At 34.3% G+C, this 24858-nt stretch carries 21 protein-coding genes; 5 read left to right on the forward strand and 16 right to left on the reverse strand.

Annotated features, from left to right (window positions below):
• The first annotated feature begins 345 nt into the window (after positions 1-345).
• Entirely contained in the window at positions 346-1095 is a 750-nt protein-coding gene (locus tag NSS74_RS12585; protein ID WP_002012659.1) for a DUF4397 domain-containing protein, read from the forward strand.
• Positions 1096-1128: 33 nt separating this feature from the next.
• Here the strand turns inward: NSS74_RS12585 and NSS74_RS12590 are convergent, their stop codons facing one another.
• Positions 1129-2247 carry a BA2291 family sporulation histidine kinase gene (locus NSS74_RS12590; protein ID WP_002065228.1) on the reverse strand — a complete coding sequence of 373 codons (1119 nt, stop codon included), beginning with the start codon at positions 2245-2247 and terminating at the stop codon, positions 1129-1131.
• Positions 2248-2500: 253 nt separating this feature from the next.
• On the opposite strand from NSS74_RS12590, the gene NSS74_RS12595 reads away from it, so the two are divergent.
• A complete protein-coding gene (locus tag NSS74_RS12595; RefSeq protein WP_002141658.1) occupies positions 2501-2893 on the forward strand; it encodes a YueI family protein in 393 nt (130 codons plus the stop codon).
• Between the two features lie 120 nt (positions 2894-3013).
• Here the strand turns inward: NSS74_RS12595 and NSS74_RS12600 are convergent, their stop codons facing one another.
• Both NSS74_RS12600 and NSS74_RS12605 read right to left on the reverse strand, forming a co-directional pair.
• On the reverse strand, positions 3014-4438 hold the full coding sequence (locus NSS74_RS12600) for an aldehyde dehydrogenase family protein (RefSeq protein WP_002012663.1): 1425 nt from the start codon (positions 4436-4438) through the stop codon (positions 3014-3016).
• A gap of 144 nt (positions 4439-4582) precedes the next feature.
• Positions 4583-5938: a hemolysin family protein gene (locus NSS74_RS12605; RefSeq protein WP_002127238.1), complete on the reverse strand. Its 1356-nt coding sequence runs from the start codon at positions 5936-5938 to the stop codon at positions 4583-4585.
• A gap of 363 nt (positions 5939-6301) precedes the next feature.
• On the opposite strand from NSS74_RS12605, the gene racA reads away from it, so the two are divergent.
• Positions 6302-6844, forward strand: a complete 543-nt coding sequence (racA, locus tag NSS74_RS12610; RefSeq protein WP_002012665.1) for a chromosome-anchoring protein RacA — start codon at positions 6302-6304, stop codon at positions 6842-6844.
• A 101-nt stretch (positions 6845-6945) separates the two neighbouring features.
• Here the strand turns inward: racA and NSS74_RS12615 are convergent, their stop codons facing one another.
• From NSS74_RS12615 to gntK, 13 genes are all read right to left on the reverse strand, one after another.
• Complete coding sequence (locus NSS74_RS12615; RefSeq protein WP_002085820.1) at positions 6946-7542, reverse strand: hypothetical protein; 597 nt, start codon at positions 7540-7542, stop codon at positions 6946-6948.
• A 316-nt stretch (positions 7543-7858) separates the two neighbouring features.
• Positions 7859-9709, reverse strand: coding sequence for a hypothetical protein (locus NSS74_RS12620; RefSeq protein ID WP_061673905.1), 1851 nt, complete (start codon positions 9707-9709; stop codon positions 7859-7861).
• The gene (locus NSS74_RS12625) at positions 9699-11516 is read right to left on the reverse strand and encodes an AAA family ATPase (RefSeq protein ID WP_002012669.1); all 1818 of its coding nucleotides are present in this window, start codon (positions 11514-11516) and stop codon (positions 9699-9701) included. The genes NSS74_RS12620 and NSS74_RS12625 overlap by 11 nt, the downstream gene beginning before the upstream one ends.
• A gap of 107 nt (positions 11517-11623) precedes the next feature.
• Complete coding sequence (locus NSS74_RS12630) at positions 11624-11884, reverse strand: hypothetical protein (protein ID WP_002085825.1); 261 nt, start codon at positions 11882-11884, stop codon at positions 11624-11626.
• Positions 11885-11960: 76 nt separating this feature from the next.
• The gene (locus NSS74_RS12635; RefSeq protein WP_002189509.1) at positions 11961-13388 is read right to left on the reverse strand and encodes a basic amino acid/polyamine antiporter; all 1428 of its coding nucleotides are present in this window, start codon (positions 13386-13388) and stop codon (positions 11961-11963) included.
• Between the two features lie 213 nt (positions 13389-13601).
• A complete protein-coding gene (locus NSS74_RS12640; RefSeq protein WP_002085827.1) occupies positions 13602-15113 on the reverse strand; it encodes an ABC transporter permease/substrate-binding protein in 1512 nt (503 codons plus the stop codon).
• Positions 15114-15116: 3 nt separating this feature from the next.
• Positions 15117-16064: an ABC transporter ATP-binding protein gene (locus NSS74_RS12645; RefSeq protein ID WP_033709046.1), complete on the reverse strand. Its 948-nt coding sequence runs from the start codon at positions 16062-16064 to the stop codon at positions 15117-15119.
• A gap of 102 nt (positions 16065-16166) precedes the next feature.
• On the reverse strand, positions 16167-16724 hold the full coding sequence (locus NSS74_RS12650) for a YdcF family protein (RefSeq protein ID WP_002127228.1): 558 nt from the start codon (positions 16722-16724) through the stop codon (positions 16167-16169).
• Between the two features lie 63 nt (positions 16725-16787).
• Positions 16788-18017, reverse strand: coding sequence for an MFS transporter (locus NSS74_RS12655; RefSeq protein ID WP_016102081.1), 1230 nt, complete (start codon positions 18015-18017; stop codon positions 16788-16790).
• Between the two features lies 1 nt (position 18018).
• On the reverse strand, positions 18019-18555 hold the full coding sequence (locus NSS74_RS12660) for an NADPH-dependent FMN reductase (RefSeq protein WP_002031805.1): 537 nt from the start codon (positions 18553-18555) through the stop codon (positions 18019-18021).
• A 142-nt stretch (positions 18556-18697) separates the two neighbouring features.
• Complete coding sequence (gene gnd, locus NSS74_RS12665) at positions 18698-19594, reverse strand: phosphogluconate dehydrogenase (NAD(+)-dependent, decarboxylating) (RefSeq protein ID WP_002085837.1); 897 nt, start codon at positions 19592-19594, stop codon at positions 18698-18700.
• Positions 19595-19612: 18 nt separating this feature from the next.
• Entirely contained in the window at positions 19613-20962 is a 1350-nt protein-coding gene (locus tag NSS74_RS12670) for a GntP family permease (RefSeq protein ID WP_002141651.1), read from the reverse strand.
• 14 nt (positions 20963-20976) lie between these two features.
• Positions 20977-22515: a gluconokinase gene (gntK, locus tag NSS74_RS12675; protein ID WP_340813693.1), complete on the reverse strand. Its 1539-nt coding sequence runs from the start codon at positions 22513-22515 to the stop codon at positions 20977-20979.
• A 394-nt stretch (positions 22516-22909) separates the two neighbouring features.
• Between gntK and NSS74_RS12680 the strand changes: the two genes are divergently transcribed.
• Both NSS74_RS12680 and NSS74_RS12685 read left to right on the forward strand, forming a co-directional pair.
• Complete coding sequence (locus tag NSS74_RS12680) at positions 22910-23812, forward strand: ABC transporter permease subunit (protein WP_002012684.1); 903 nt, start codon at positions 22910-22912, stop codon at positions 23810-23812.
• Positions 23809-24828, forward strand: a complete 1020-nt coding sequence (locus NSS74_RS12685) for an ABC transporter permease (protein WP_061688427.1) — start codon at positions 23809-23811, stop codon at positions 24826-24828. The genes NSS74_RS12680 and NSS74_RS12685 overlap by 4 nt, the downstream gene beginning before the upstream one ends.
• Positions 24829-24858: the final 30 nt, after the last annotated feature.

A 24858-nucleotide genomic window follows, 5' to 3' on the forward strand; every position in this document is an offset into this window, starting at 1 on the left:
GACGCTCTTTTATCGGTATTACCTTATCCAACGCATCACTAAAATTAATAGAAATACTCATAATACAAATCCATAATTCGTCCCACAGCCTATAGCACCAAATCCTCCATAACTTCATTCCCAATAACTATGGGGATATCCCCATCCCAATGGTTCCACTCCTTCCCTCAAAGTCAAACTACCTTTCCTTTATAATTTATGTAGGACAATTATCGATTTGTATGTGTGTTTGCCTATAAATAAAAAAATCCCCATTTAAACTTTTCCTTCTAGAAAGGCAAGTTTTTTGCATAACCTCTTTCTAGCTTCGCATATATTTGTAATGATGATAAAGGAGGAATGTTCATGACTCAATCCGAAATTGAAAAATACGGCCAAGAAGCTGCACGTTACGAACAGCTCGCTCGTTACTATCAATATAGCAATCCTAAAAGATATGTAGAACTCTATATGAAATACTATGATGCAATTACAAAACTTGTACAAGCATATGAAAAGAGAGATTCACAAGAAGCGACTTTACCGTCACATATGAGAATCTTCCACACAGCTCCCCATACACCAGCAGTTGATATTATAATAAACGGACAAAAGGTTATTAAAAATATTTCTTTTAAACAATTCAGTCCGTATTTATCATTAGTGCAAGGTAAATACCGTATTGATATTGTCCCTGTCGGAAACGAAACTCCAATATTTTCAGCATTAGTACCAATAATGGGGAATCACACTTATACCCTTGCAGCGGTCAATAGCGATAATCATCTCCAATTACAACCCATTCTTGATAATACTCATTTACCATCTGGTCAAGCAAAAATACGATTTGCACATTTTTCACCAGACACTCCAGTTGTAAATGTAAATTTAAAAGATGGGGATCATTTATTTGAAAATGTACTCTTTAAGCAAATAACAGATTTTTTACAAGTTAGCCCTGGTACAGCAGATATTGAAGTTTCACTTGCTGATACAAAAAAAGTACTATTAACCATTCCAAAATTCAACGTTGAACCAAATACAATTTACACAATTTCAATAGTTGGTTATTCAACTGAGGATCCAAAATTAGAAACCGTTATACTTACAAATTAAAACAGTCTACACCATTCGCATGGTGTAGACTGTTTACTTTTGAAACGTAATTTGAAATTCTGTCCAATCGTTATCCGAACGACACAATATGGATCCTTTATGTTTTTCTACAATTTGTTTACATACAAATAGTCCAATACCAGTTCCTAGCTTTTTAGTAGTTACAAATGGCTCAAAAATAGTCTCTACATTGTCTGCTGGAATCATAGGTCCATTATTTTTTATAACAATGCGAACAGCCTGATCCTCTTCAAATACATCAATGATAATTTTCCGCTCTTCTTTCACCGATTCAAGAGCATCAATCGAATTCATTAAAATATTTAAAACTACTTGCTTCACTTCACTCCGGTAACCAACGAGTGGAATAGGATACGGCAAATTCTTTTCAATCAAAACATTTGCATTAACTAAACTTGGATATAAGAATTGTATAATATCTTGAAATAAGTCATTTACCAAAAAACGTTCAGATTCATTCCACATTTCTTTTTTCGATACAAGTAAAAATTGCGAAATCCTAAAATTTAATTGATCTAATTCATGTGAAATAATATCTAAATACGATAGATTAGGGTGATCTGTCTTCAATAACTTTACAAATCCCATAATCGAAGTTAGCGGATTACGAAATTCATGTACAAAGCTAGCCGACATTTGCCCTAGAATCGTAAGCCTTTCTTTATGTGTTTCATTTATATATTGCTGTTTTTCTTCTAAATTCCTCGATATAATTTCTGAGTATTTTAAAACGGTATAATAAATTAATTTGTCAAAACAAGTATGTATTTTGGCCATAATCGGTTTCAGTTCTCGAGCGCTTACATCCAATTCGCACATCGCTTCAAAAAGTTCATTTCTTCCCACATTTGCATTGTAAACAAAATCTCCAATATTCGCATCTGCCCCTGCACGCTCAATGGCAATTTTCTCACATAATGGCTGAAGATAATTAATGTCTTTATCTTCCATAATAAGTTCGATAATTAACTCTAATAAATTCGCTCCATTTTGAACTACCTCTTGTTTAAATGGATCTTTTTCGGAAATTATCATTTTGTTTTTCCAGTTCTCTACGAATTGGTGCCTGTTGTTTTTCAAGTGCGAACAAAATACTTCTTTAATATCCTTATCGATTGGAAAAACCTCCATTCCTCCATTTCCATACGACGAATACCCTTTATATTTTGAATATTAACACAAAAAATACATTTCGTTAATAGATTTTTGTCACATTTTGTTAATTTCTGTTGATAAAATTTATTTTTCCTTTCTTATTTAAATAAGTTGTATTCCTATATCCCTTTCCCTTCTCATTTTTAAATTATTTTCCTGTTCAAAACTACTTTTTTTTTGCATCCTTTTTAATTCTTGCGTACAATAAGAAGTGAAAGGTGTGAAAAATATGGTAAATAAAAATGTGGAAGACTATCTCCAAGAAGGCATATATGGCCAAAAGCAAAACAAACCAGAAGAACGTAATATGTACTTAACTACATTACGTGAGCGTGTAGAAATCGCTTTAACAATCGGTCAAGTAATGCAAAGTAATGTGTATACAGAAGTAACGGGTAACATACGTTCTTCTCAATCATTACAACTATTCCTAAATGGAAGCATTGCTTACCCACATTTATCAAAATACATTAAATTAGCAACTGAAAAAAATATTCATTTTACAATTGTTCAAAATAAAGGTACTGAAACACCAATAGGTTTAGTACTCTCTCATAGCACTGCTGTAGATAAAGAACATATTTATGTCGAAGATGATATTTTCAAACAAGAAATGAAGTAAAAGGTACACTTGATTAAATGTAATCGTTCCGAGAAACGTAAAACAAACAATAAAAAACGAGTATGGAATCGTAAACATTTCCTGCTCGTTTTTTATTGCGGTGTTTAAGCTCGATCTACTTTATTTTTTAATACACACTAATTTCATTTCTGTCATTTCTTCTATTGCATATTTAATCCCTTCACGGCCTGTTCCACTCTCTTTCACACCGCCATAAGGCATATGATCTACTCTGAACGTTGGAATATCATTAATCATGACACCACCGACTTCTAATTCATCAATTGCACGCATTGCCTTACATAGATTGTTTGTAAATACACCTGCTTGTAATCCATAGCGTGAATTATTTACTTGTTCTAAAGCCTCATCAAATTCTTTAAATGTATTTACAGTCATAAGTGGACCAAATACTTCTTGGCACTGAACAGATACATAATCTGGAACATTTGTTAATACAGTTGGTTCAAAAATCCTTGCATCACGTTTGTTACCACCGTATACAACATTAGCTCCTTCCTTAACAGCCTCTTCCACCCATGAATTTATACGTTCTACATCTTTTTTTGAAATAAGTGCTGATACATCTGTTTCTTCATGAAGCGGATCTCCTACTACAACGTTTTCCATTGCTTTCGTTAATTTTGTAATAAACTCTTCCATTTTGCGTTCATGCACAAAAACACGTTGTACTGAAATACAAACTTGTCCATTATTCACAAACGCGCCCCATTTTACACGTTCAATTATTTCGTCTGTCAATTCAACATCTTCATCAATAATTACTGCAGCGTTCGATCCTAATTCTAACGTCACTCGTTTCAACCCGGCTTTTGCCTTAATTCCAATACCTACTTTCGGACTTCCTGTAAAAGTAATACTAGCAACGTTCTCATCTTTTACTAATGCCTCACCTACAACAGATCCAGGTCCAGAAATTATATTGAAAGCTCCCTTTGGTAAACCAGCTTCTTCAAATAATTCTACCAATGCATACGAAGAAAGTGGCGTTTGGTCGGCAGGCTTTAGCACAATAGTATTTCCAGCCGCAATTGCTGGGCCTACCTTATGTGCTACTAAATTAAGTGGAAAATTAAATGGTGTAATAGCACCAATAACCCCGATTGGTTGTCGAATTGTATACGCTATACGGCCACCTGCTCCTGGTGCAGCATCTAATGGTAACGTCTCACCATATATTCGCTTCGCTTCTTCAGCTGCAAACTTATATGTTTGAACAGTGCGATCTACTTCTCCCCGTGCAGCACGAATTGGTTTTGCAGCTTCTTTTGCGATAATCTCTGCAAACTCTTCTCTTCTCTCATCCATTTTTTGTGCAACCTTTTCTAAAATAGTTGCACGGTCGTATGCGGATAATTTTTTCATTTCTTTCATTGCATTTTTGGCCGAAACTATTGCTTCCTTAACGTCATCTTCTGTACCTTGCGCAATCTCCGCTAATGTTTCTTCAGAATATGGTGCATACAATGGTTTATACGTCTCTACTGATTTCCATACCCCATTTATATATAAATGTTTTTTCATAGTGGTTCTCCTTCCGAATATATGTATACAATAATACATTTCATTTATTTCACCTAGTGAAAGGTCTGACTTGTGTAATTGTATCATAGCCCTAATACATCAAAAAAACATTTTGCTCAAAAAAACTCTGCTACAAAGCAGAGTTTACGAACTAATTTGTTCTTGGAGCGAAATCTTTTTTTCATCTCCTACAATAACAATCGATTCTGAAGGTTTCGTTACTTCTAATCTCTTAATATAGTGTCCATCTAATTTTTTCACGCAAAATTTATAATTTTCAATCTCAATGGTATCACCCTCGGAAATCTCAATATTTTTTGTTAGGATCCAACCGCCAATCGTATCGACATCATCGTCGTCAATAGTCAAACCTAATAATGCGTTCACTTCACTAACAAGTACTTTTCCCTCTAAAATCGTTTTCGTCTCACTAACTTGTTGGATTTCCGGTTGTTCATCAGTATCGAACTCATCTTGAATATCCCCTACAATTTCTTCTAAAATATCTTCAACGGTTACAAGACCTGATGTACCACCATATTCATCAATTAATATAGCGATATGTGTTCTTTCTCTTTGCATTTTTAAAAATAGATCATGAATTGGGATAGATTCAATAACTAAAATAATTGGCCTAATATATTGCTCCACTGTCTTTTCACTAACAACTCGGTGCTTCACAAAATCTGTAAATATATCTTTAAAATTCACAAAGCCTATTACATGGTCCTTATCACCATCAACAACCGGATACCTCGTATATTTTTCATGAGACATTTTTTGTAAAGCCTCTTCAGCAGGCATTTCTTTATTTAAAATATTCATCTCTGTTCGTGGTACCATTATTTCTTTCGCAATACGATCATCAAATTCAAATATTTTATTCACATACTTATATTCAGATTGATTAATCTCACCATTTTTATAACTTTCTGAAACTAACAACCGCAATTCTTCTTCTGAATGCACTTCATCATGCCCTTTTGGTGGTTTCAACCCAAGAAACTTTGTAATTAACCGAGCTGATCCATTTAAAATCCAAATGAATGGGAATGCAATACGATAAAACAAAATGAGTGGCTTAGCAACAAAGAAACTCACTTGTTCTGCTTTTTGAATCGCAAATGTTTTTGGAGCTAACTCTCCTACTACCACATGGAAAAATGTGATAAACAAAAATACTAAAATTATAGCTAAAATGTCTGCCAGTTGAGTAGGGACGTTCCAATTTGCAAACAACACATCAAACATGTGCTTTAGCGCAGGTTTACCAGACCACCCAATCCCAAGAGCTGTAACAGTTATTCCTAATTGACAAGCTGATAAATATTCGTCTAAGTTTGTAATGATTGTTTTGACAGATATTGCACGATTATTTCCTTTTGCAATTAAATAGTCAATTCGTGAACTTCTCACTTTAACAATTGCAAATTCTGCTGCAACGAAAAATGCCGTTAAGGCAATTAAAACAATCACTATACTTATACTATATATGTCCAAATACTTTTCCTTACTTACAGTGTAAGCAAGGAAGCCACCTCCTACTTAAATTTATTCAAGTGAAGTAAGCATTCTTATACTCTAATAAAATTCTACATTAGTAACCACCTTTTTATATATTATATGCATACATAAAAAAGATATTTATAATTATGATAATCTAATTAGCTTATTATCGTCAAACTATAATAAGCCCAATTTTCCGATAACTAAAAATGATTTATATAAATAGTATGTGCTAAACAGCTGAACTTCGTGAAAAAACACTTTCTTTGCCGATTCCACACTTCTTTTGTCACACCTGAAGGGAACTTGCTACATAACTAGAAATCATTCAACAGGATATATATAGGAGGGATTATTTTGGAATATAAAACACCATTTATCGCAAAGAAATTAGGTGTTAGCCCAAAGGCTGTTGTCCGGATTGCACAACAATTAAATCTTACGATTAAAAAAAATAAATATGGTCATTTTATTTTCACACAAGGTGATTTAGATCTAATGTTAGAATACCATCGCTCTCAAATGGACCAGCCTCAAAACTCTCAAACTACTCAAAAACCATCTTCAAATGATGTAGAAAAATTAAAAACTCAAGTAAACACAATTGTTCAAAACACATCATCGAATGATTTTGAGCAATTAACAGCTCAATTTACCACAATTACGAGAAGACTAGATCGAATGGAAGAACAAATGCAAGATAAAGCAAATGATGTCGTTACATACCAACTTTTACAACATCGCCGCGAAATAGAGGAAATGTTAGAACGAATTCAAAAACTAGAAGCTGCCCTAAAAAAAGAAGAACCAATATACATTACTCCTGATGCAAAACCAACATATGAAAGAGAAAAGAAACCGAAGCGTCGTAAAATGATTTTTAGTATATTTGGACTATAATATTTTAGACCCTTATTCTGAGAATAAGGGTCTACTTTTTGTATGAAAACAGATGCCTGTAATAAGTAACTCTTCTTCATACTATACATATTCATATATTTTCATTTTGTTAACATAATATTTTTACTGTATTCTGCAATAAGTGCCTGCGCATGAGCATTTCCTTGAATAATATCACGGAATTCTTTCAAAGAATACAGATGTGTAGCCCCTTTTCGAGCATGAATTCGCACTGGTACACCTTGTAAAGTATCATGAAACTGGAATGGACTATCTATCGGTTCGATTGGAAAACCGAGTGTAAGTAAATACATATACATTCTTTTTGTAACTGCTGCAATATACCATTCCGCTTTCGTCTCTAACGCATGCATAAATAAAATAGCTGCCAGCCTTTTGAAATGTCCTCTCCCCCGAGACGTTTTCGCAATACTTAACTTTCCTATTTCATACACATTTTTCAAATCTTTCACTAAATCATTTTTAGAAAACGGATAGAAAAACTCAGAATTTGATTGTTCAGGTACTGTAAACTTAATACATTCTACTGTACCAATATGATGTTCATCTTCTATTAATAAAAATCGTGATGGATTTAAATTACGTTCTACAAACATTAAGTTTCTTTCTTCACAAAAATCTCCCCACAGTTGCTCGAACCAAAAATGCTCTTCCTTTGTTTGAACACGCTGGAACATATTTAACCGCCTTTCCCATCGCCGCTCTGTTTTTGATAACGCTTTCACTTACTATCATATAAGAACAAATCTTCGTATGCAACTAAAAATATTTATGTCTTATTATATTCTGCAAAATGAATTAAATTCCTACTTATTAGTCATTCATGCACATGTAAAAACCCTTAATTCCCCATACTGTTACAAACATAACAAGATTCAATTACTCTAATAAAAAATAATAATCACTATCAAGTTCGAACCGTATAATGTGTCTTTCCGTACTGCATATAATTCTTCTTAACCTAAAGAAATCCTTCATTAAAAAGGATTTCTTTTACATTTTATTACTTTTTAACCATTTCTCAAAAATTTGAATCATCCCATGCTTCCCAGCCAACTTCTCTTCTCCTTGTTTCGTTTTATATGGATATAGTTGTAAAAACACTCCACATCCAGATTCAATTTTTTTACTATGCATATGGCTACCTGGATATACACAAATCACTTCATAAATCGCTCTTCGCTTAAAAATTCGTTTACCATCCTGTTCTTCTACATACTTAATAGACCAGTATTTATACATTTGCTCCGTTGCTTTCGTATTACCTACAGGCTGAAAAATATTGTACATAGGACTATATTTCACTTCGATAATAATAGAAGATTTATATACATACTTCTCTTCTTCCTTTACATAACAATCTAAACGAATATCCGGCTTCTTTGTGTCCTCTCCGTTATAAAAATTACTTCCTTTGCTTAGTGCAATAAGAGGGTGTGTTTCAATTAAATCATTAAACGCGACGTGCACTTTTATATCATCTCGATGTAAAATCACTGTCGTTCCATCTTGTAATCCGTCTAAATAAAAATGTTCTTGTATTTGTTCACGGATAGGATTCTTATCTTCAAATCCGATTTGTTCTAATATAGAAATAACGATAAAAAAAGCGTAATACTCATACACTAAAAACGTTGGTTTATATACGAATAATAAAGATGGAGGTTGCTCCGTATGTTGCGGTAACAATTCTAAATGGTGGATTAATTGTTGATGCGGTATAGATAAAGTGTTCGAATTAATGGTAGCTGTTTCAGAAACTTCCCTCCAAAATGGAGAATACAATAAATTTCGAAAGTATTGCACACTTTCATATACGATATGAGCTAATATTTTATATTCTTGTATTTTCACAGAACTTTTCCGTAAATCTGCTTCTTTCAGTAAATGTAGATTTCTATATTTTTGTTTTTCCCTATCCGTCACGGATCCATTTCGTTCAATCGTTTTCATAATTGTTTTAACAGCTTGAAATTCATCTGACTTTTTCTTCTTTTCTCCTTCTAGTATTTCAATAGTTTTACGTACAAAAATTTCTGCTTCAAGTAAATAATAATAGAATTGCATCGTTTTAAATTTAAGAAATGCATTTTCAATACTATTTTTTTGCTCCTTAAATTTACGGTTGTAATATTTCGCATAAAGCTTTCTTTCTGTCATAATGGCAGTTTTTCTCGTTGCCTTCCGCGCTTTCGTTTCCCATTCATATTCGTGTACAAATTCCGCATTCGATTCTACTTTCTTAAAAATTTGTTTTATTCTTTTCATTTTTTGTGGCAACTTTCTTAACAATACCAAATAAGAAGAATCTTCAATATCGCTAAGTGCTGAGAAAGTTTTCTTGTAATAACCTCTATCTAAAATTAACTCGTTTAAAATTGACTTCACATAATCTTGAATCATTTCAAATTGGTCATCAAAAAAGTTTTTAGGAACCACTTGAAACGCACCATAATAAGTTTTATCTTCTATACGCACTTCAAAATGGTATAAGCCACAGCGCCACGGATAAAAAAATTCAGTTTTTCCATGTTCATACACTAATACTCTTTGTTTTTTTTCATTTAATTCATATTGTGACTCTTTTATATTCTTTTGTCCCTCATATACTTTATTCCATATGAATGTAATATCCATTGGATTTTGATAATGGAAATGTAATTTCAGTGGTTTTAATTCCTGTACTTTATAAATACATTGAACTAATGCTGTAGTAGACGTACAAAGCCGGTTTAAAAGGATAAAATCGCCTTTCCCCTCAGTACCAATAATTAGCTTCAATACAAACGGGAGCGTTTCTTTCGTATCGACGATTGCTGTTTCATAACGCTCCTCATTTTGCATAGCCATACAGCTCCAGTTCTCTACGCTTTTGTCTTATATAAGCTAAAGAATGTTCAAATGTAGATACACGATTTGCAAGCGGAGACTGTAAAAGTGGTATCAATGTCGCTCCCCTTTTTGCTTCTTCAGAAAGTAGAGGGCCCACTGTCATTTCTGTCCCCCTTAATTTCGTTAATACACGCTGCTTTATTTGCAAATCAAAACCTTCTTCCCTGCTAATCATATAGGACTGATTATTTTGGAACGGTATATTTTGCAAATACGTAGCGATTGCGCTTGCACATCGGAAAGAAATTCCTTTTGATATATCGTGTGATGATAATACATCATGTAACTTATCCAATAACTCTAATTCCTCTTCAGTATACACTTCGATCATCTCTTTATTCCTAAACCAATTGAGTCGAAATTCTCCCGTTGTTACTTTCAGCGGGGGTTGCTGAACAACTTTCTCATGTTCTATACTCATCTCGCAAAACGGAATTTTTTGTAATGTAATCAAATTTGTTCGATCTAATAATCGATCGGAAAGCTCTTTCGTCGTTTCATCAAAATTTACAGTGCCTACGAAAATAATATTCTCACCAATTTCCACTGAAGGTGGAATTTGATTTTCTATTTCTTGTACTTTCTCATACAAACTCAAAATACGATTTTTCTTTTCAAGTTGAAGAACGGATAGAAACGGAGTAAACCAATGCTCAATATGTGACATGTTCATTTCATCGAACACAATTATATACAATTGATTTGGATTTTCTTTAGCCTTTAACAATGTCCGAACTAACTTCGTTTCACTTTCAATAAAATTACCATTCGGATGAAGGTAACCGAGAATATCATGTGGTTCTTGATACGATGGTGAAATCGGAATCCAAATTAATTCTTCCCCATAACGTAACCCAAGTGATTCTGCATAAGCTTGCACAAAGCGTGATTTCCCAACACCTGGTATACCACCAACAATTGTTAACATATTGGTTTTAATACTAATGTGAAAATTATATATATCTGTATCATCCAAATATAACCCTTTATTACGAACCATACTTTGTACATACTGCAAAAAAGAGGATTCACGCTCATCCCATTCCCAGTCATCCTTTTGCATTTTAATATCTTCTACTTCAACTAACTTACCTTCTTCAGCAATTCGTTTATTTAGTTGGTCATACACATTTTCACTTACAAAATATAAATGATCATCTACTGCTATTTCTACATGTTTCATCCAATCGTTTATTTCAATATATTTGCATTCTTTTCTTTGCTCAAAATATGAAATTGAACTTATTGATGATTTTAACGATAAATTTCCATATAGCCTTCCCTCATGCCACAATAATTCTGGAGGCTCAAAGTCTTTTGGTAATTTAGGCATAAGAAATGATAAATAACCGTTGCTTAACTTCCGTTCCAATGACGCTCTCTTTTTATAATTTGAGACCTTTGGTGAAGGAATCACTTTATATGAAGATGCTATTTCCCGAGGCTCTTCTGTGCATATTAATTCCAGAAATAAATTTCCACGATCATAATAAAGACGAAACATAACCAGTTGCTTTTCTAATTTATGCTTCTTTAAATCAGTAAAGATTTTTTCATTCTTTTTATTACTGCATAATCCTTCAAACAAATATTTTCCAGTCGGAAATAACTCTTGTAAAGTTAAAGGTATTGAAGAAAGACATTGTACAAAGAAATTTTCTCCATTCTTCTCTCCCTCAGCTTTTGCAAACTTCCCAATAAACCTCATATAATACATTCGCTTTATAAAACTTGGATGAAGAGCTTTATGTAATTTCAACGTAGTCACCTTCTTTTTTTCATACTATCCTTATTGTATGAACTACAATCTAAAACTAGAAATAAAAAACCTGACGTCATCCGTCAGGTTCAAAATTAAAACGTATATTAATGAGAAGGAAATGCTTTTTTTTCTTGTAAAATGGCATTATGAGCGATTTTCATTTTAGCAAGTACGTACCGTAATCGATCTTCGGCATTTTCATCTTTATTTTGCTGCAAACTCGCCAAATTCTCTACAGAACTCGCTAAATTTTCAATCACGCCTCGAAGTTCAGGATGATGATTAAAAAAAGATTCTTGTACTAATACTTTCCTTAAATCACTAGCTAAATCCATAATTCTAGACAACTGTTCTTTTTCTTCCATTTTCATCCCTCCTGAATATCTTATGTATTAAATATTCTCTAGACAAGGAAAAAAGCCCTTTAAATTAAAAGGACTTTTACATTTTTATAGTTCCTGTCAGTAACATATAAAGTGATGTAATAGCTGCAATAACAATTGCCAACATCACATATCGCTCTTTGCCTGCAAAACAACGATTCCCTTTTTCTTTTCTTGCAAACATATACACGAGAATCCCAATACCATATACGATTGAAACAAGCAATAAATTCTTTAAACCAGCTGCATAAATTAACCATACAGAGTATAGGGAAGCAATTAATGCTAACAATCCATTTTTTACTCTCGCAACTTTCAGCTCTTTCGTGATGACTAATTTCAATTGAAATAGCGCTGATAATAAGTACGGCAGTAATATAGATGTTGACGCAATAAAATACATAATTTGATATGTCGATTGTGAAAACAAAACGATTATAAATATAGTTTGGGCAACGATATTTGAAATCCACAATGCCATATGCGGCGTTTGTTTCTTATTTGTTTTCGTAAAGACTTTCGGAAACACGCCGTCTTTTCCTGCTACGTGAGAAATTTCAGAAACAAGTAAAAACCAGCCAATTAATGTACCTACAAGTGACGCAACTAATCCAATATTAATTGCCATTGCACCCCATGGCCCAACAACATGTTCTAATACATGTCCCATTGAAGGAGTCTCTAATACTGAAAGTTCTTTTCTTGTCATGGCTCCCATTGACAGAACAGAAATTAAAATATAAATAGACATTACTAAAATAAGTCCAAGTACTGTCGCTTTTCCAACGTCTCTACTATTTTTAGCTCTTCCTGATAATACAACTGCTCCTTCAACCCCAATGAACACCCAAAGGGTTACGAGCATTGTATTTTTCACTTGACCTAGTACAGAGGAAACTGAGATAGTTCCTTCGCCCCAAAAGTCATGTGTAAATGTATCCCAGCGAAACGCTGTTACCATCACGACAATAAATAATAAGATCGGAACTAATTTCCCAATCGTTGCGATAACATTCATAATGGAGGCTTCACGAATTCCAAATAAAATTAGAAAATGCAATGTCCATAATAAAAGTGATGCACCTACGATTGACGCAACATTATTTCCGCCTTTAAAAATTGGGAAGAAGTAACCTAATGTACTAAACAGTAACATAATTGTTGCAACATTTCCTAAAATCCCTGCTAGCCAGTATCCCCAAGCACTGTTAAAACCAATATATTCACCGAATCCAGCTCGTGCATAACTATAGATTCCGCCCTCAAGCTCCGGTTTTTGTCTTGCTAACGTTTGATATACGAGCGCAAGTGGAATCATTCCCATTGCTGTAATACACCAACCAATTATCGTTGCACCACTATTTGCTCCTACTGCTAAATCATGCGGTAAACTAAAAACACCGCCACCAACCATTGTTCCAACTACTAATGCGATTAACGGAAAAAACCCTAACTTCTTTTCTATTTGTACCACCCCATCTGTCATTCTAGGTGTTATGTTCGTTCAACTATTAAAGTCACCTTTTTCTCTAATAGACGTTTCTCTTATATTTTTTCAGGAAAACATTACTTATTCTAAAAGAAAATGAAGAAAAATGGAATACTTTTTTGAAAAAATGTATAAGTATGCACAAAAAAACCGTTCATTTTGTAATGAACGGTCATTTCATACATATAAAATTGTATATTTATTGTAAAATTAACGAAGTAACTTCTCTTTTTGTAAAAATTGTTTTGCGACTTCTTCGCTACTTTTCCCATTCACATTTACTTCATAATTCATTTTTCTCATTTCTTCATCTGTAATCTTTCCAGATAATTTATTTAATACTTTTTCGAGTTCAGGATATTTCTGTAACGTCTCTTTTCTTAATAATGGTGCTCCTTGATAAGGCGGGAATAGTCCTTTATCATCTTTTAGCACTTTAAGCCCATATTGCTCCAATTCACTATCTGTTGAATATGCATCGATTACGTTAACATCTCCCGATTGTATTGCACTATAGCGCAGTTTCGGTTCCATCGTTTTAACATTTGAAAACTTATAGTTATATAATTTTTGCATTCCTTTATAACCATCTTCACGATCAGCAAATTCTAATGTAAATCCTACTTTAGCTTCCTGTGCAATTTTTCCTAAATCAGAAATTGTATTTATGTTATTTTGATCTGCTATTTTTTTCGGCATGGCTAGTGCGTATGTATTGTTATACTCCATTGGCTTTAACATAACCATATTATATTTCTTTTCCATTCCAATACGAGCTTGTTCATATACTTCATCACGATTTGTACTTTTCGGTTCTTCTTTCACGAAAGTAGATAAAGCTGTACCTGAAAATTCTGGGTATATATCTACTTCACCTGATTTTAACGCTTCGAATACAAATGCTGTTTTTCCAAGGCCTGGCTTTAATTCCACTTGTAAATCTGTATCCTGTTCAATAAGTTGCTTGTACATTTGAATTAATATTTCTGGTTCAGATCCAAGTTTACCAGCAATAACTATGTCTTTCTTTTCGGTATTCCAAAGAAATGGAGCAGCTATCATTACTACAACTATACATATCGTCAATATAACGCGCTTAGAAGAGCGTTTCGGGCTCTCAAGTATGCGAAGTACTATATCAAAGAATAAAGCGAGTAACGCAGCTGGTACGGCCCCTAAAATGATAAGCGCATGGTCATTTCGATCTATGCCTAATAATATGAGCTTACCGAGCCCACCAGCGCCTATTAAAGCAGCTAATGTAGCCGTTCCAACAATTAATACCATCGCTGTACGAATACCAGCCATAATAATTGGCAATGCGAGTGGAAGCTCTACCTTCCATAATCTTTTCCAGCTATTCATCCCCATAGCTCTCGCCGCTTCTATAAGTGATTCATCTAATTCCCGTATTCCTGTATATGTATTTCGTAAAATAGGTAATAGTGCATACACAACTAATGCGATTATAGCTGGCAGTTTTCCAATTCCTACTAACGGAATTAATAGTCCAAGTAAAGCAAGTGAGGGCACTGTCTGCATAACAGCAGAAGTCCCTATAATAAATTCAGCCATTCGTTCTTTTCTCGTTAATATAATGCCGAGTGGCACTGCAATAATTACTGCAAAAAATAGTGAAATAAGCGATATTTGTAAATGCTCACTTAATGCACTTAGCAATTCTACTTTTCGTTCTTGGAACGTTTGAATAAAATCAGTCACTGTTTAGCCTCTTTCCTTCATTTGTTCAACAATGTAATTGACAATATGACGACTTGTTAACGCTCCAACATATTGACCATGCTCTTCAACCGGCACTGACTCTTCAGTTTGTAAGCGGACTAGTGCTTCTTGTAATGACGAATGTAAAGATAAAGCATTCCCTTCAACTCGTATACCCTCGTCTAGCGGCAATACCTCTTCTATACTCTTCCCCTCATACCAAGGTCGTCCACGATTTCCAATGAACTCCTCTACAAACTCATTTTTCGGGTTATGTATAATTCCTTCTGGTGTATCTAATTGAACAACTTTTCCTTCTTTCATTACACAAATACGATCACCAAGTGATAAAGCCTCTTGCATATCGTGCGTTACGAACACGATTGTTTTTTGAATCTTTTTTTGCAGTTGTACGATATCCTTCTGGAGCTGCTCCCTACTTAACGGATCTAACGCACTAAATGGTTCGTCCATAAGTACAATTTTCGGGTTTGCGGCTAATGCCCGTACGACACCAACACGTTGTTTCTGCCCTCCCGACAATTCATCTGGCATGCGATCACGATATACATCTGGATCGAGCCCAACCATCTGTAGCAAGTCATCGACACGTGCTTTTATTTCCTTTTTGGTCCATTTTCTCATTTCAGGGACAACTGCAATATTTTCAGCAATTGTCATATGTGGAAACAGCGCAATCTGCTGCAACACGTACCCTATATTCCAACGTAGTTCGTTTATGTTATATTGTTGAATATCTTTTCCATCGATTAAAATTGATCCTTCCGTCGTTTCAATTAAACGGTTAATCATCTTCATTGTCGTTGTTTTCCCGCAACCACTCGGACCAATGAGAACAAAAAATTCTCCTTTTTTAATTTCTAAATGTAGTGAATCCACTGCTTTTGTGCCATCTTCATACGCTTTTGACACATGATTAAATTGAATCACAGACACAACTCCTTTCATGTTGTTTCCTTTATTTTGATGGAATATAGCATTCATTTCAAATGATACGCTTTATTATACAAAAAAAGAGCTCTCATTTGAGCTCTAACGGTCGAACAATATTGTTTTCATAATTGCAGCATATTCACGCACATACGCTTTTTTCTTAGAGCGTCTCGGTGTTTCAGCAGCCAAAGCTTCCATCTTTATCCCTAAACGCTTTGCAATTATTTTCGTTCGATATAAATGATACGTATTACTTACAACTACCGCATGCTTTACATCATATAAATCCATACTAAACTTTAAATTTTCATACGTATTTGTAGAGCGGTCTTCAATTAAAATACGATTCTCATCTATACCATGTACCATTAAATAGTTTCTCATACTGTGAGCTTCCGGTATATCTTCATCTTCCCCTTGACCACCTGAAACAATTACTTTCACCTCAGGGTGAGCATGTAAATATTCCAACGCTATATCCAAACGATTTTGAAGAGATAAAGACGGTCTATCTCCAAATAACTTTGCACCTAATATAAGAACGTATGGAGAGTGATTACTCAATGTTTCACGAGCAACTTTATTCATTCGAAACGTCATATAAATGATGTATAGCGGAGGTAGTAATAAGATTATAAGCAATATCCATTTGTTCATAAATAAGTTAACACTCCCTTTCTTTTTATTATATAGAAAAAGAAAAGGAGGCAGAAGTATTTTTTAAACAATTGATTTATTAGACACATTCGCTTCCGTTTTACGTTTTGAAATTACATAATAAAAAGCAATCCCTAATGATAGGATCAATATACAGCTCAGTACGTAAAACGGGATCATTACCCCTGCTTTAGATACGCCTGCCGTAAACAACATTAATAATACAATTCGAATTCCTGTGCCAATTAATCGAAATAAGCTGTCCACACGTCCCATTACTTCGTTTGGGATTTCTTCCATCATCAATACATTTCTCGCCACTCGTGTTCCAGCATTTCCAATCGCATGGAAAATCGCTAGTCCATATAATAACATAATGGAAGGCTCAATAATCATTGCGGTAATTGAAATTACATAAATAACCATCGTCATAACGATTGAAATTTCTATTTTGACATATTTCATCATGATTGGAATACTTATTCCTGCAAGAACCGCTCCGACACCGTACATCATACCTTCAATTGCGTAAACAGAGGCACTAGCTTTGAGTATATCTGAAATATATACTGGGATTAAATAATTTGCCATCATGACACCGATAAACGGCATATAAGTCGCTAGTAAAAACCAAAATAACTTAGGGCGCTTTTTCATAAAGTGAATTCCTTCGAACAATTGCTTCTTAAATGTTGCTTTCCGTTTTACTTCTTTTTTCTTTACATATGGTATACATAAGAAAAGAAAAAATGCTCCTGCAAAAGTTAACATATCCACTAACAAGATCCATTTCAAAGAAATAATCTCAATTAAAAAGCTAGCAGCTGCGCCTGAAATAACTTGCGTTAATTGTCCTTGTATTTCCATTGTGCCACTTAAACTTTTATAATGCTCTGATTGAAATATTTCTTGGTTAAATGCAAATATTGTGGGATAGAATAATAGATAATAGAAAGAACCTGCTATATAAATAATAATGTAATGAATAGAATTGTATGATTGCCCAGCAAATCCCCAAATGGCCATCATTCCTATAATGGCTATCCCGATACCTTCGTTACATAACAATAAAGATTTTCTTGAAAAACGATCTATGCTTTGCCCAATGAATGGTGTTAGTAAAAACATGATGAGAGTTGCAACGATAGAAACATAACCAAATGTTGTCTCTCCTCCACTTTCCTTAATTAACAACCACGGAATCGTTATCATAACAATCCCGGAACCAATAGCGGATAAACTATTGGCTCCTAGAATGTAATACAAGCGAGAATCATGATAAAGAGAGGACATATCACTCAACTCCTAATTGTTTTTTCACCTCTTTATATACGCTCATATATGCTTTTAATTCTTTAACTAAATCATGAATTAATGGTTTTGCATCTTCTCCAAGTTCACTATCTTGCACATGTAATCCATCAAGCACGACTTGTTTTGGAATTGCATTTGCGTAAACGCCTCTAGCGACAGTGCGCATACTATTTAATGCGTTTATTCCCCCTTTACCTCCTCCAGCAACTGCTAGTAATGCGACAGGCTTATGGATGAATTCACTGCTACTTAAGTAATCTAACGAATTTTTCAACGCTCCGCTCATCGCATTATGATATTCTGGTGTACATAGTACTACTCCATCCGCAGCTTTCACTAAAGCTTTTAATTTTTTTACTGCCTCTAATTCACGTTGTGATTCTTCTCCATTATATAAAGGCAATTCCGCTACTGCTAAATCGTATAACTCCCCTTCAAATTGCTCTGCAATATATTTTGCCACAACGCGAGTTCTACCGAATTTTCTTGGTGTACCGTTAATAACGACTAGTTTCATAATTATTTCTCCCCTTTGTTTTCAAGTTATATTTATATATTATCAGAAATTTCTATACAAAACACAGTAAAAAGAGGGAAAAACTTTCATTAAATAGTATGAGAAATAAAAAAACTCATACTTTCGTATGAGTTTCACAAAACTAATTTTTCACAACCTCATGTCCACCGAATTGATTACGAAGAGCTGAGACAACTTTCCCATGGAATGTATCATCTTCTTGTGAACGGTAGCGCATAAATAATGACATAGCGATAACTGGTGCCGCTGCTTGTAATTCAAGCGCTGTTTCAACAGTCCATTTCCCTTCTCCTGAAGAGTTCATAACACCTTTAATGCCATCAAGTTTCGGATCTTCTGCAAATGCTTTTTCAGTTAAGTCCATTAACCAACCACGGATAACCGATCCGTTTGCCCATACTTTTGCAACATCTTCATAATTGAAATCAAAATCACTTTTATCTAGTACTTCAAATCCTTCAGCGATTGCTTGCATCATTCCGTATTCAATACCGTTGTGAACCATTTTTAAGAAATGCCCACTACCGACGCGGCCTGCATATGAATAACCATTTTCTACTGCTAAATCTTTAAATAAAGGTTCTAGTTGATCATAAATTTCTTTTTCTCCACCAACCATTAAGCAAGCGCCGTATCTAGCTCCTTCTACACCGCCTGATGTACCGATATCTACATAATGTAAGCCAAAGCTTTTCGCTTCTTCAGCACGGCGTAACGTATCCTTATAGAATGAATTTCCACCTTCAATAACGATATCGCCTTCCTCTAATAATGGATATACATCTTTTAGTACTGACTCAACAACTTCTCCTGCAGGTACCATTACCCAAATTGTACGAGGTGCTTCTAATTCAGAGATCATTTCTTTTAATGTATGACGAGCAGTAATCCCTAATTCCCCTGCCTTTTCAACAAGCTCATTATTTACATCGTATACAACTACTTCATGCTTGTCTTCATGTAAGTGTTCAGCTAATGGGAATCCCATTTTTCCTAATCCAATTAAACCTAGTTTCATATTAATCAATCTCCCATTCTATACAAATATATTTAATAACGAAATTAATCCAAGTGCTACAACAGATAATATTGTCTCCATTGCGGTCCATGTTAATAATGTTTCTTTCACAGTCATTCCGAAATACTCTTTAATCATCCAAAATCCAGAATCATTTACATGCGATAATATTAATGACCCTGCTCCTGTTGCAAGTGCCAGTAACTCTACATTTACTCCTGGTGTACTTGCTGCAATCGGTGCTACAATTCCAGCTGCTGTCATCATAGAAACAGTAGCCGATCCCGTTGCAACTCGGATAAGTGCAGCAATTCCCCAACCTAATAATATCGGTGAAATATGTGATTCTTTCGCCATCTCCGCAATTGTAGTTCCGATCCCAGAATCTAATAACACTTTATTAAAGGCACCACCTGCACCGATAACTAACAGTATGTTTGCAATTGGGCCTAAACAATCATTTGTAACTTGTAAGACTTTGTCTTTAGAAAACCCTTTTGCATAGCCAAGACTAAAGAAAGAATATATCGTTGCAATTAATAATGCGACTATTGGATCTCCAATAAAATGCAATACTTGTGCAAGTTGGCTTGTTTTATTTAATGCTACTTCCGCTATCGATGCACCTAGCATAAGAAATACTGGAAGTAAAATAGTAAACAATGTATTTCCGAAGCTAGGAAGTTCCTTCTTCTTATCTCTTTCAATAAATTGCTCCGCTATATCTAACGGTACTTCTTTATGTATACGAGCACCAATCCATTTCCCGTAAAGCGGACCTGCAATTATTGCAGTTGGAAGTCCGACAATTAATGCATATAAAATTGTCTTCCCTACATCTGCTTTAAATATACCTACCGCTGCCATTGCTGCTGGATGCGGTGGAACAAGTCCGTGTACAACCGAAAGACCCGCTACTAGCGGAATACCGATTGTAATAAGTGATACCCCTGTTTCTAACGCAATTGTAAATACTAACGGAATTAATAGTACAAATCCAACTTGGAAAAATACCGGAATCCCTACTATAAATGCAACGAACATCATTGCCCAGTGAACACGCTTTTTCCCAAAACGTCCAATTAATGTGTTAGCAATTCGTTCAGCACCGCCAGACTCAGCCATCATTTTTCCAAGCATTGTTCCTAAAGCTAAAACAATCGCTAAAAACCCTAACGTATTACCGAGACCTAATTTAATAGAATCGATAATCCCCGGATGTTGTGGTGAAGTTCCAATTAAGGGCATCCCCATTGCTAGCCCAACTCCGATTGCTGTTAAAATTAAAGCGACAAATGGATGCCATTTTACTACCGTAATTAGTAAAAGTAATATAACAACAGCCGCTAGTACGATCCCAACTACCATTTCTCCCAATCCCCCTATTGTTTACGTTGGAAAGCAGCTATACAATCAAATTCTTCTTTCAAACGATTGTAAAGTCGTTCATACATATAAAACATCTCTAAATATAAAGCCGTATTTTCTTTATTCGGTACATGGTGATGGACAATATCAATCCAATCCTTCACCTCTTCAAGAGAATCAATTTTCCCAATTGCATACAAAGCAAGTGCTGCTGCCCCAAGCGCAGATGCTTCATGACTTTCTGGAACAAGCAATTCTTTCCCCATCATGTCAGATAACATTTGTCTCCAAAATGCAGATTTCGCAAAGCCTCCTGAAACACGTATTTCAGTAAGTGGCCCTGTACAATCTCGAATGGCAAGTGCTACTGAATACACACTCATACAAACACCTTCCATAACTGCTCGTATGAAATGTTCACGTTTATGCTGAAGGTTTATCCCGAAGAATGTACCTCGAGCATTTGCATTCCAGTAGGGTGCACGTTCTCCAGATAGAAACGGTAAAAATAGTAATCCATCTGCTCCAGCTGGTACACTTTCTGCATACTTAATTAATAAATCATAAGGATCAATTCCAAGCTTTCTTGCTACCTCTTGCTCTGGGCTACCAAATTCATCACGTAACCATCTAAGTAATATTCCACCGTTATTCGTTGGTCCGCCGATCACCCAGTGCTCATCTGTTAATGCGTAACAAAAAGTTCTTCCTTTTTCATCTGTATTAACACTCGATGAAATTGTTCGAACCGCACCACTTGTCCCGATCGTAATTGCAGCTGAGCCAGGTGTTATTGCACCGACACCTACATTTGCAAGAACACCATCACTTGCACCAATAACAACCGGAGTATCCTCACTAATACCCATCTTTTGTGCTAATTCCGGCTTCATTCCCGATAAAATATATGTAGTTGGTACAGGTGTTGATAATTGTTCTGGTGACATATTTAACATAGTTAAAACATCTTCATCCCAGTTTAATGTTTTTAAATTAAATAACCCTGTAGCAGATGCAATAGAATAATCAACTACATAGCGTGAAAATAATTGATAAATGACATACTCTTTAATGGAAATAAATTTATGAGCAGTTCTGAATAACTCCGTTTCTTCTTCTTTCATCCACAATAATTTAGAAAGTGGTGACATCGGATGAATCGGTGTACCAGTTCTTCTATAAATGTCATGACCATTCATTTGTTGTAATAGTTTTTCTGATTGCTTTGTGCTTCTATTATCTGCCCAAATAATAGAGCGCGTTAACGGCGCACCGTTTTCATCTACAGCAATTAAGGCATGCATCGCTGTACTAATCCCGATAGAAGAAATATCTTCCGGTGACACATTACCCTTTTCAATGGCAACGCTTACAGTTTTATATACAGCAGCACATATTACATCAGGATCTTGCTCAGCCCATCCGACGTTCGGTTGAATAATTGGATAATCAATTGCATGTGAAGCAATGACTTTTCCTTTCTCAGTGAATACAACCGTTTTCGTACTTGTGGTACCGATGTCAACCCCGATTACTCTACCCCTTGTTTCCATGCGAACCTTCCCTTCGTTTCTAGCAAAATACGATCTAGTAAACCGTTTACATGAATTAGTATATAAAATATTTTTTCATAAATCAAGTTATGAAAAAAAAATTTTTTTCAAACCGAAATGTACCTCTCATCTTCTAAATCATTCTCTTTATCTTTTTTAAATAACCTTTTTAATTTATCAAACATTCTTTCCCCTCCACCTAAAGATAATAATATATAAGTTCTCGTTTTCTTAGTTTGATGGACATAGGGCGTGGCTGCCTACTATCACTTTTTTACCTTGTAAATATATGTTCCATACTATAAAATCTAATAGTATTTATATTTTTCTGAAAAATCAAAACAAAATATGAACTTTATTGTATAATGTTGTAAAAAGATGTCGGAGGGATTTAATGTTATATAAAATATCTCAATTCACAATAAAACTTTCATCAATTCTTTTATCACTCTTACTATTACTAAATTTACCTTATTTATTTATCACTCAACAGGGATTCACTTTTCAACCAATTCATTTTTTTAATCAGATCGTTACTATGTTAAAACAGGTTTTCTCCCCTGAATCATTAGTAGTTATGGGATCAGACCCGAAATTTGGTCATTTCAAAAAGACACCATTATTTCCAACTGTTTTAGAACCTTACCTATATTCATTTACTGTATTATTTATAGCCTTTTTGCTTGCACTCTTTCTATCATCTAGTATGGCATTTTTTTATTTTTTAGCAAAAGATTATATAAAAAAATGGATAAACCGAATTGTGTTCATATTAGAAGCTGTCCCTGATATGATGATGATGATTTGTTTGCAAATATTTTTCATATGGGTACTTCAGAAATTCGGGGAATCTCCTGTCACCATTATTTCTTTTAATGAAAATCGAGCTTATTTACTCCCTATTTTATCTTTAGCAGTCTTACCTACATTACAAATGTTTCGGATGATGGTGTTATACATAAAAGAAGAACATGAAAAACATTACGTAGAGGTTGCATATGGAAAAGGACTTTCATCAAGTTATATACTATGCATTCATTTATTCAAAAATATATCTATCCACTTCTTTCATCATTTAAAAACGATTTTTGTTTTCTTACTTTCTAACTTATTCATTTTAGAATTTGTTTTTAATATGGAAGGCATTATTCAATTTTTATTTAAGAAGGCGTTTATTTCACCTCCAGCTGCATTTATCATACTTGTTATGATTATTTTACCGTTTTATGCCATTTTTCAAATAATCTCATTCATGATGAATAGATGGAAAAAGCAATTGAAAGGAGCAGCATTATGAAATCTATTTGGAAATCAAAACGATTTTTAATCGGCTTTACTTATCTATTCATACTTGTTTCAGCTAGTTTTATTTATAGTTGGTTCTTTAAAGATAACATCCCAAAACCTCCTCAGTTACTTTACAATGACAATAACGAATTACTTGGAAAGGCCCCCTTTTCGCCATCGTTAATGCCGCCTTTTGGATCTGATCGTTTTGGAGAGTCTGTTTTCTTACAAATTGTAGAAGGAGCAAAATTCACTATCTTATTAGCTGTGGCAATTAGCTTCTTTCGAATTTTATTCGGAACATGTATAGGAATCCTCTTAAGTTTATACGCTCCAAGATTCAAGAGATTTTTCCAGGCATGCTCAGAAGTTTTTTACTATATTCCTACTTTATTTATCGCATTTATACTCATCACGCCCGTTAATATTGTAATCATATCAAATGCTGATGGATTAGATCCAAATATTTCATTTGCGTTTTATCAAGTTCTCGTACTTATTTTCGTCGCTCTACCTACACTTTCTTTATATATCTCCTCAGAGGTTGATGAATTTATGAAACGAGATTACATTTTAAGTTCACAATTACTGGGTGCTAGCCGTTTTCATATTATCAAAAAACACTTACGAGTCTTATTACTTGATCGCTTATTTGTGTTATTTATGGAACATATCGTCCAAACACTCATACTCGTTATCCATTTAGCGTTGCTTGATATTGTAATTGGTGGGATACAAATGCGTGAACTCTATGACGGAGTACTCAAACCTGTTTCTCTATCGAATGATTGGGCAGGCCTTATTGGATTAAATCGTTATGAAATGAATATTTCATGGTGGATTATTTTGTATACTCTCGTTTCATTCTTTATTACGATTCTATTTATTAAGCTTATGACAATCGGGATTCAAGATGCACTGAAAGCAAGAGATTCGCAAGTTGTAGCAATTCAAACCGTTCCAAATCATAAAAAATTTGTTAAAAGTAAAGATTCTTTTTCGTTTGTAGATAAAGTGAACCTTTAATCATGTCTCATCAATCAAGTATTAATTGGC

The organism is Bacillus sp. FSL E2-8868, assembly GCF_038005505.1.
GTDB lineage: Bacteria > Bacillota > Bacilli > Bacillales > Bacillaceae_G > Bacillus_A > Bacillus_A mycoides.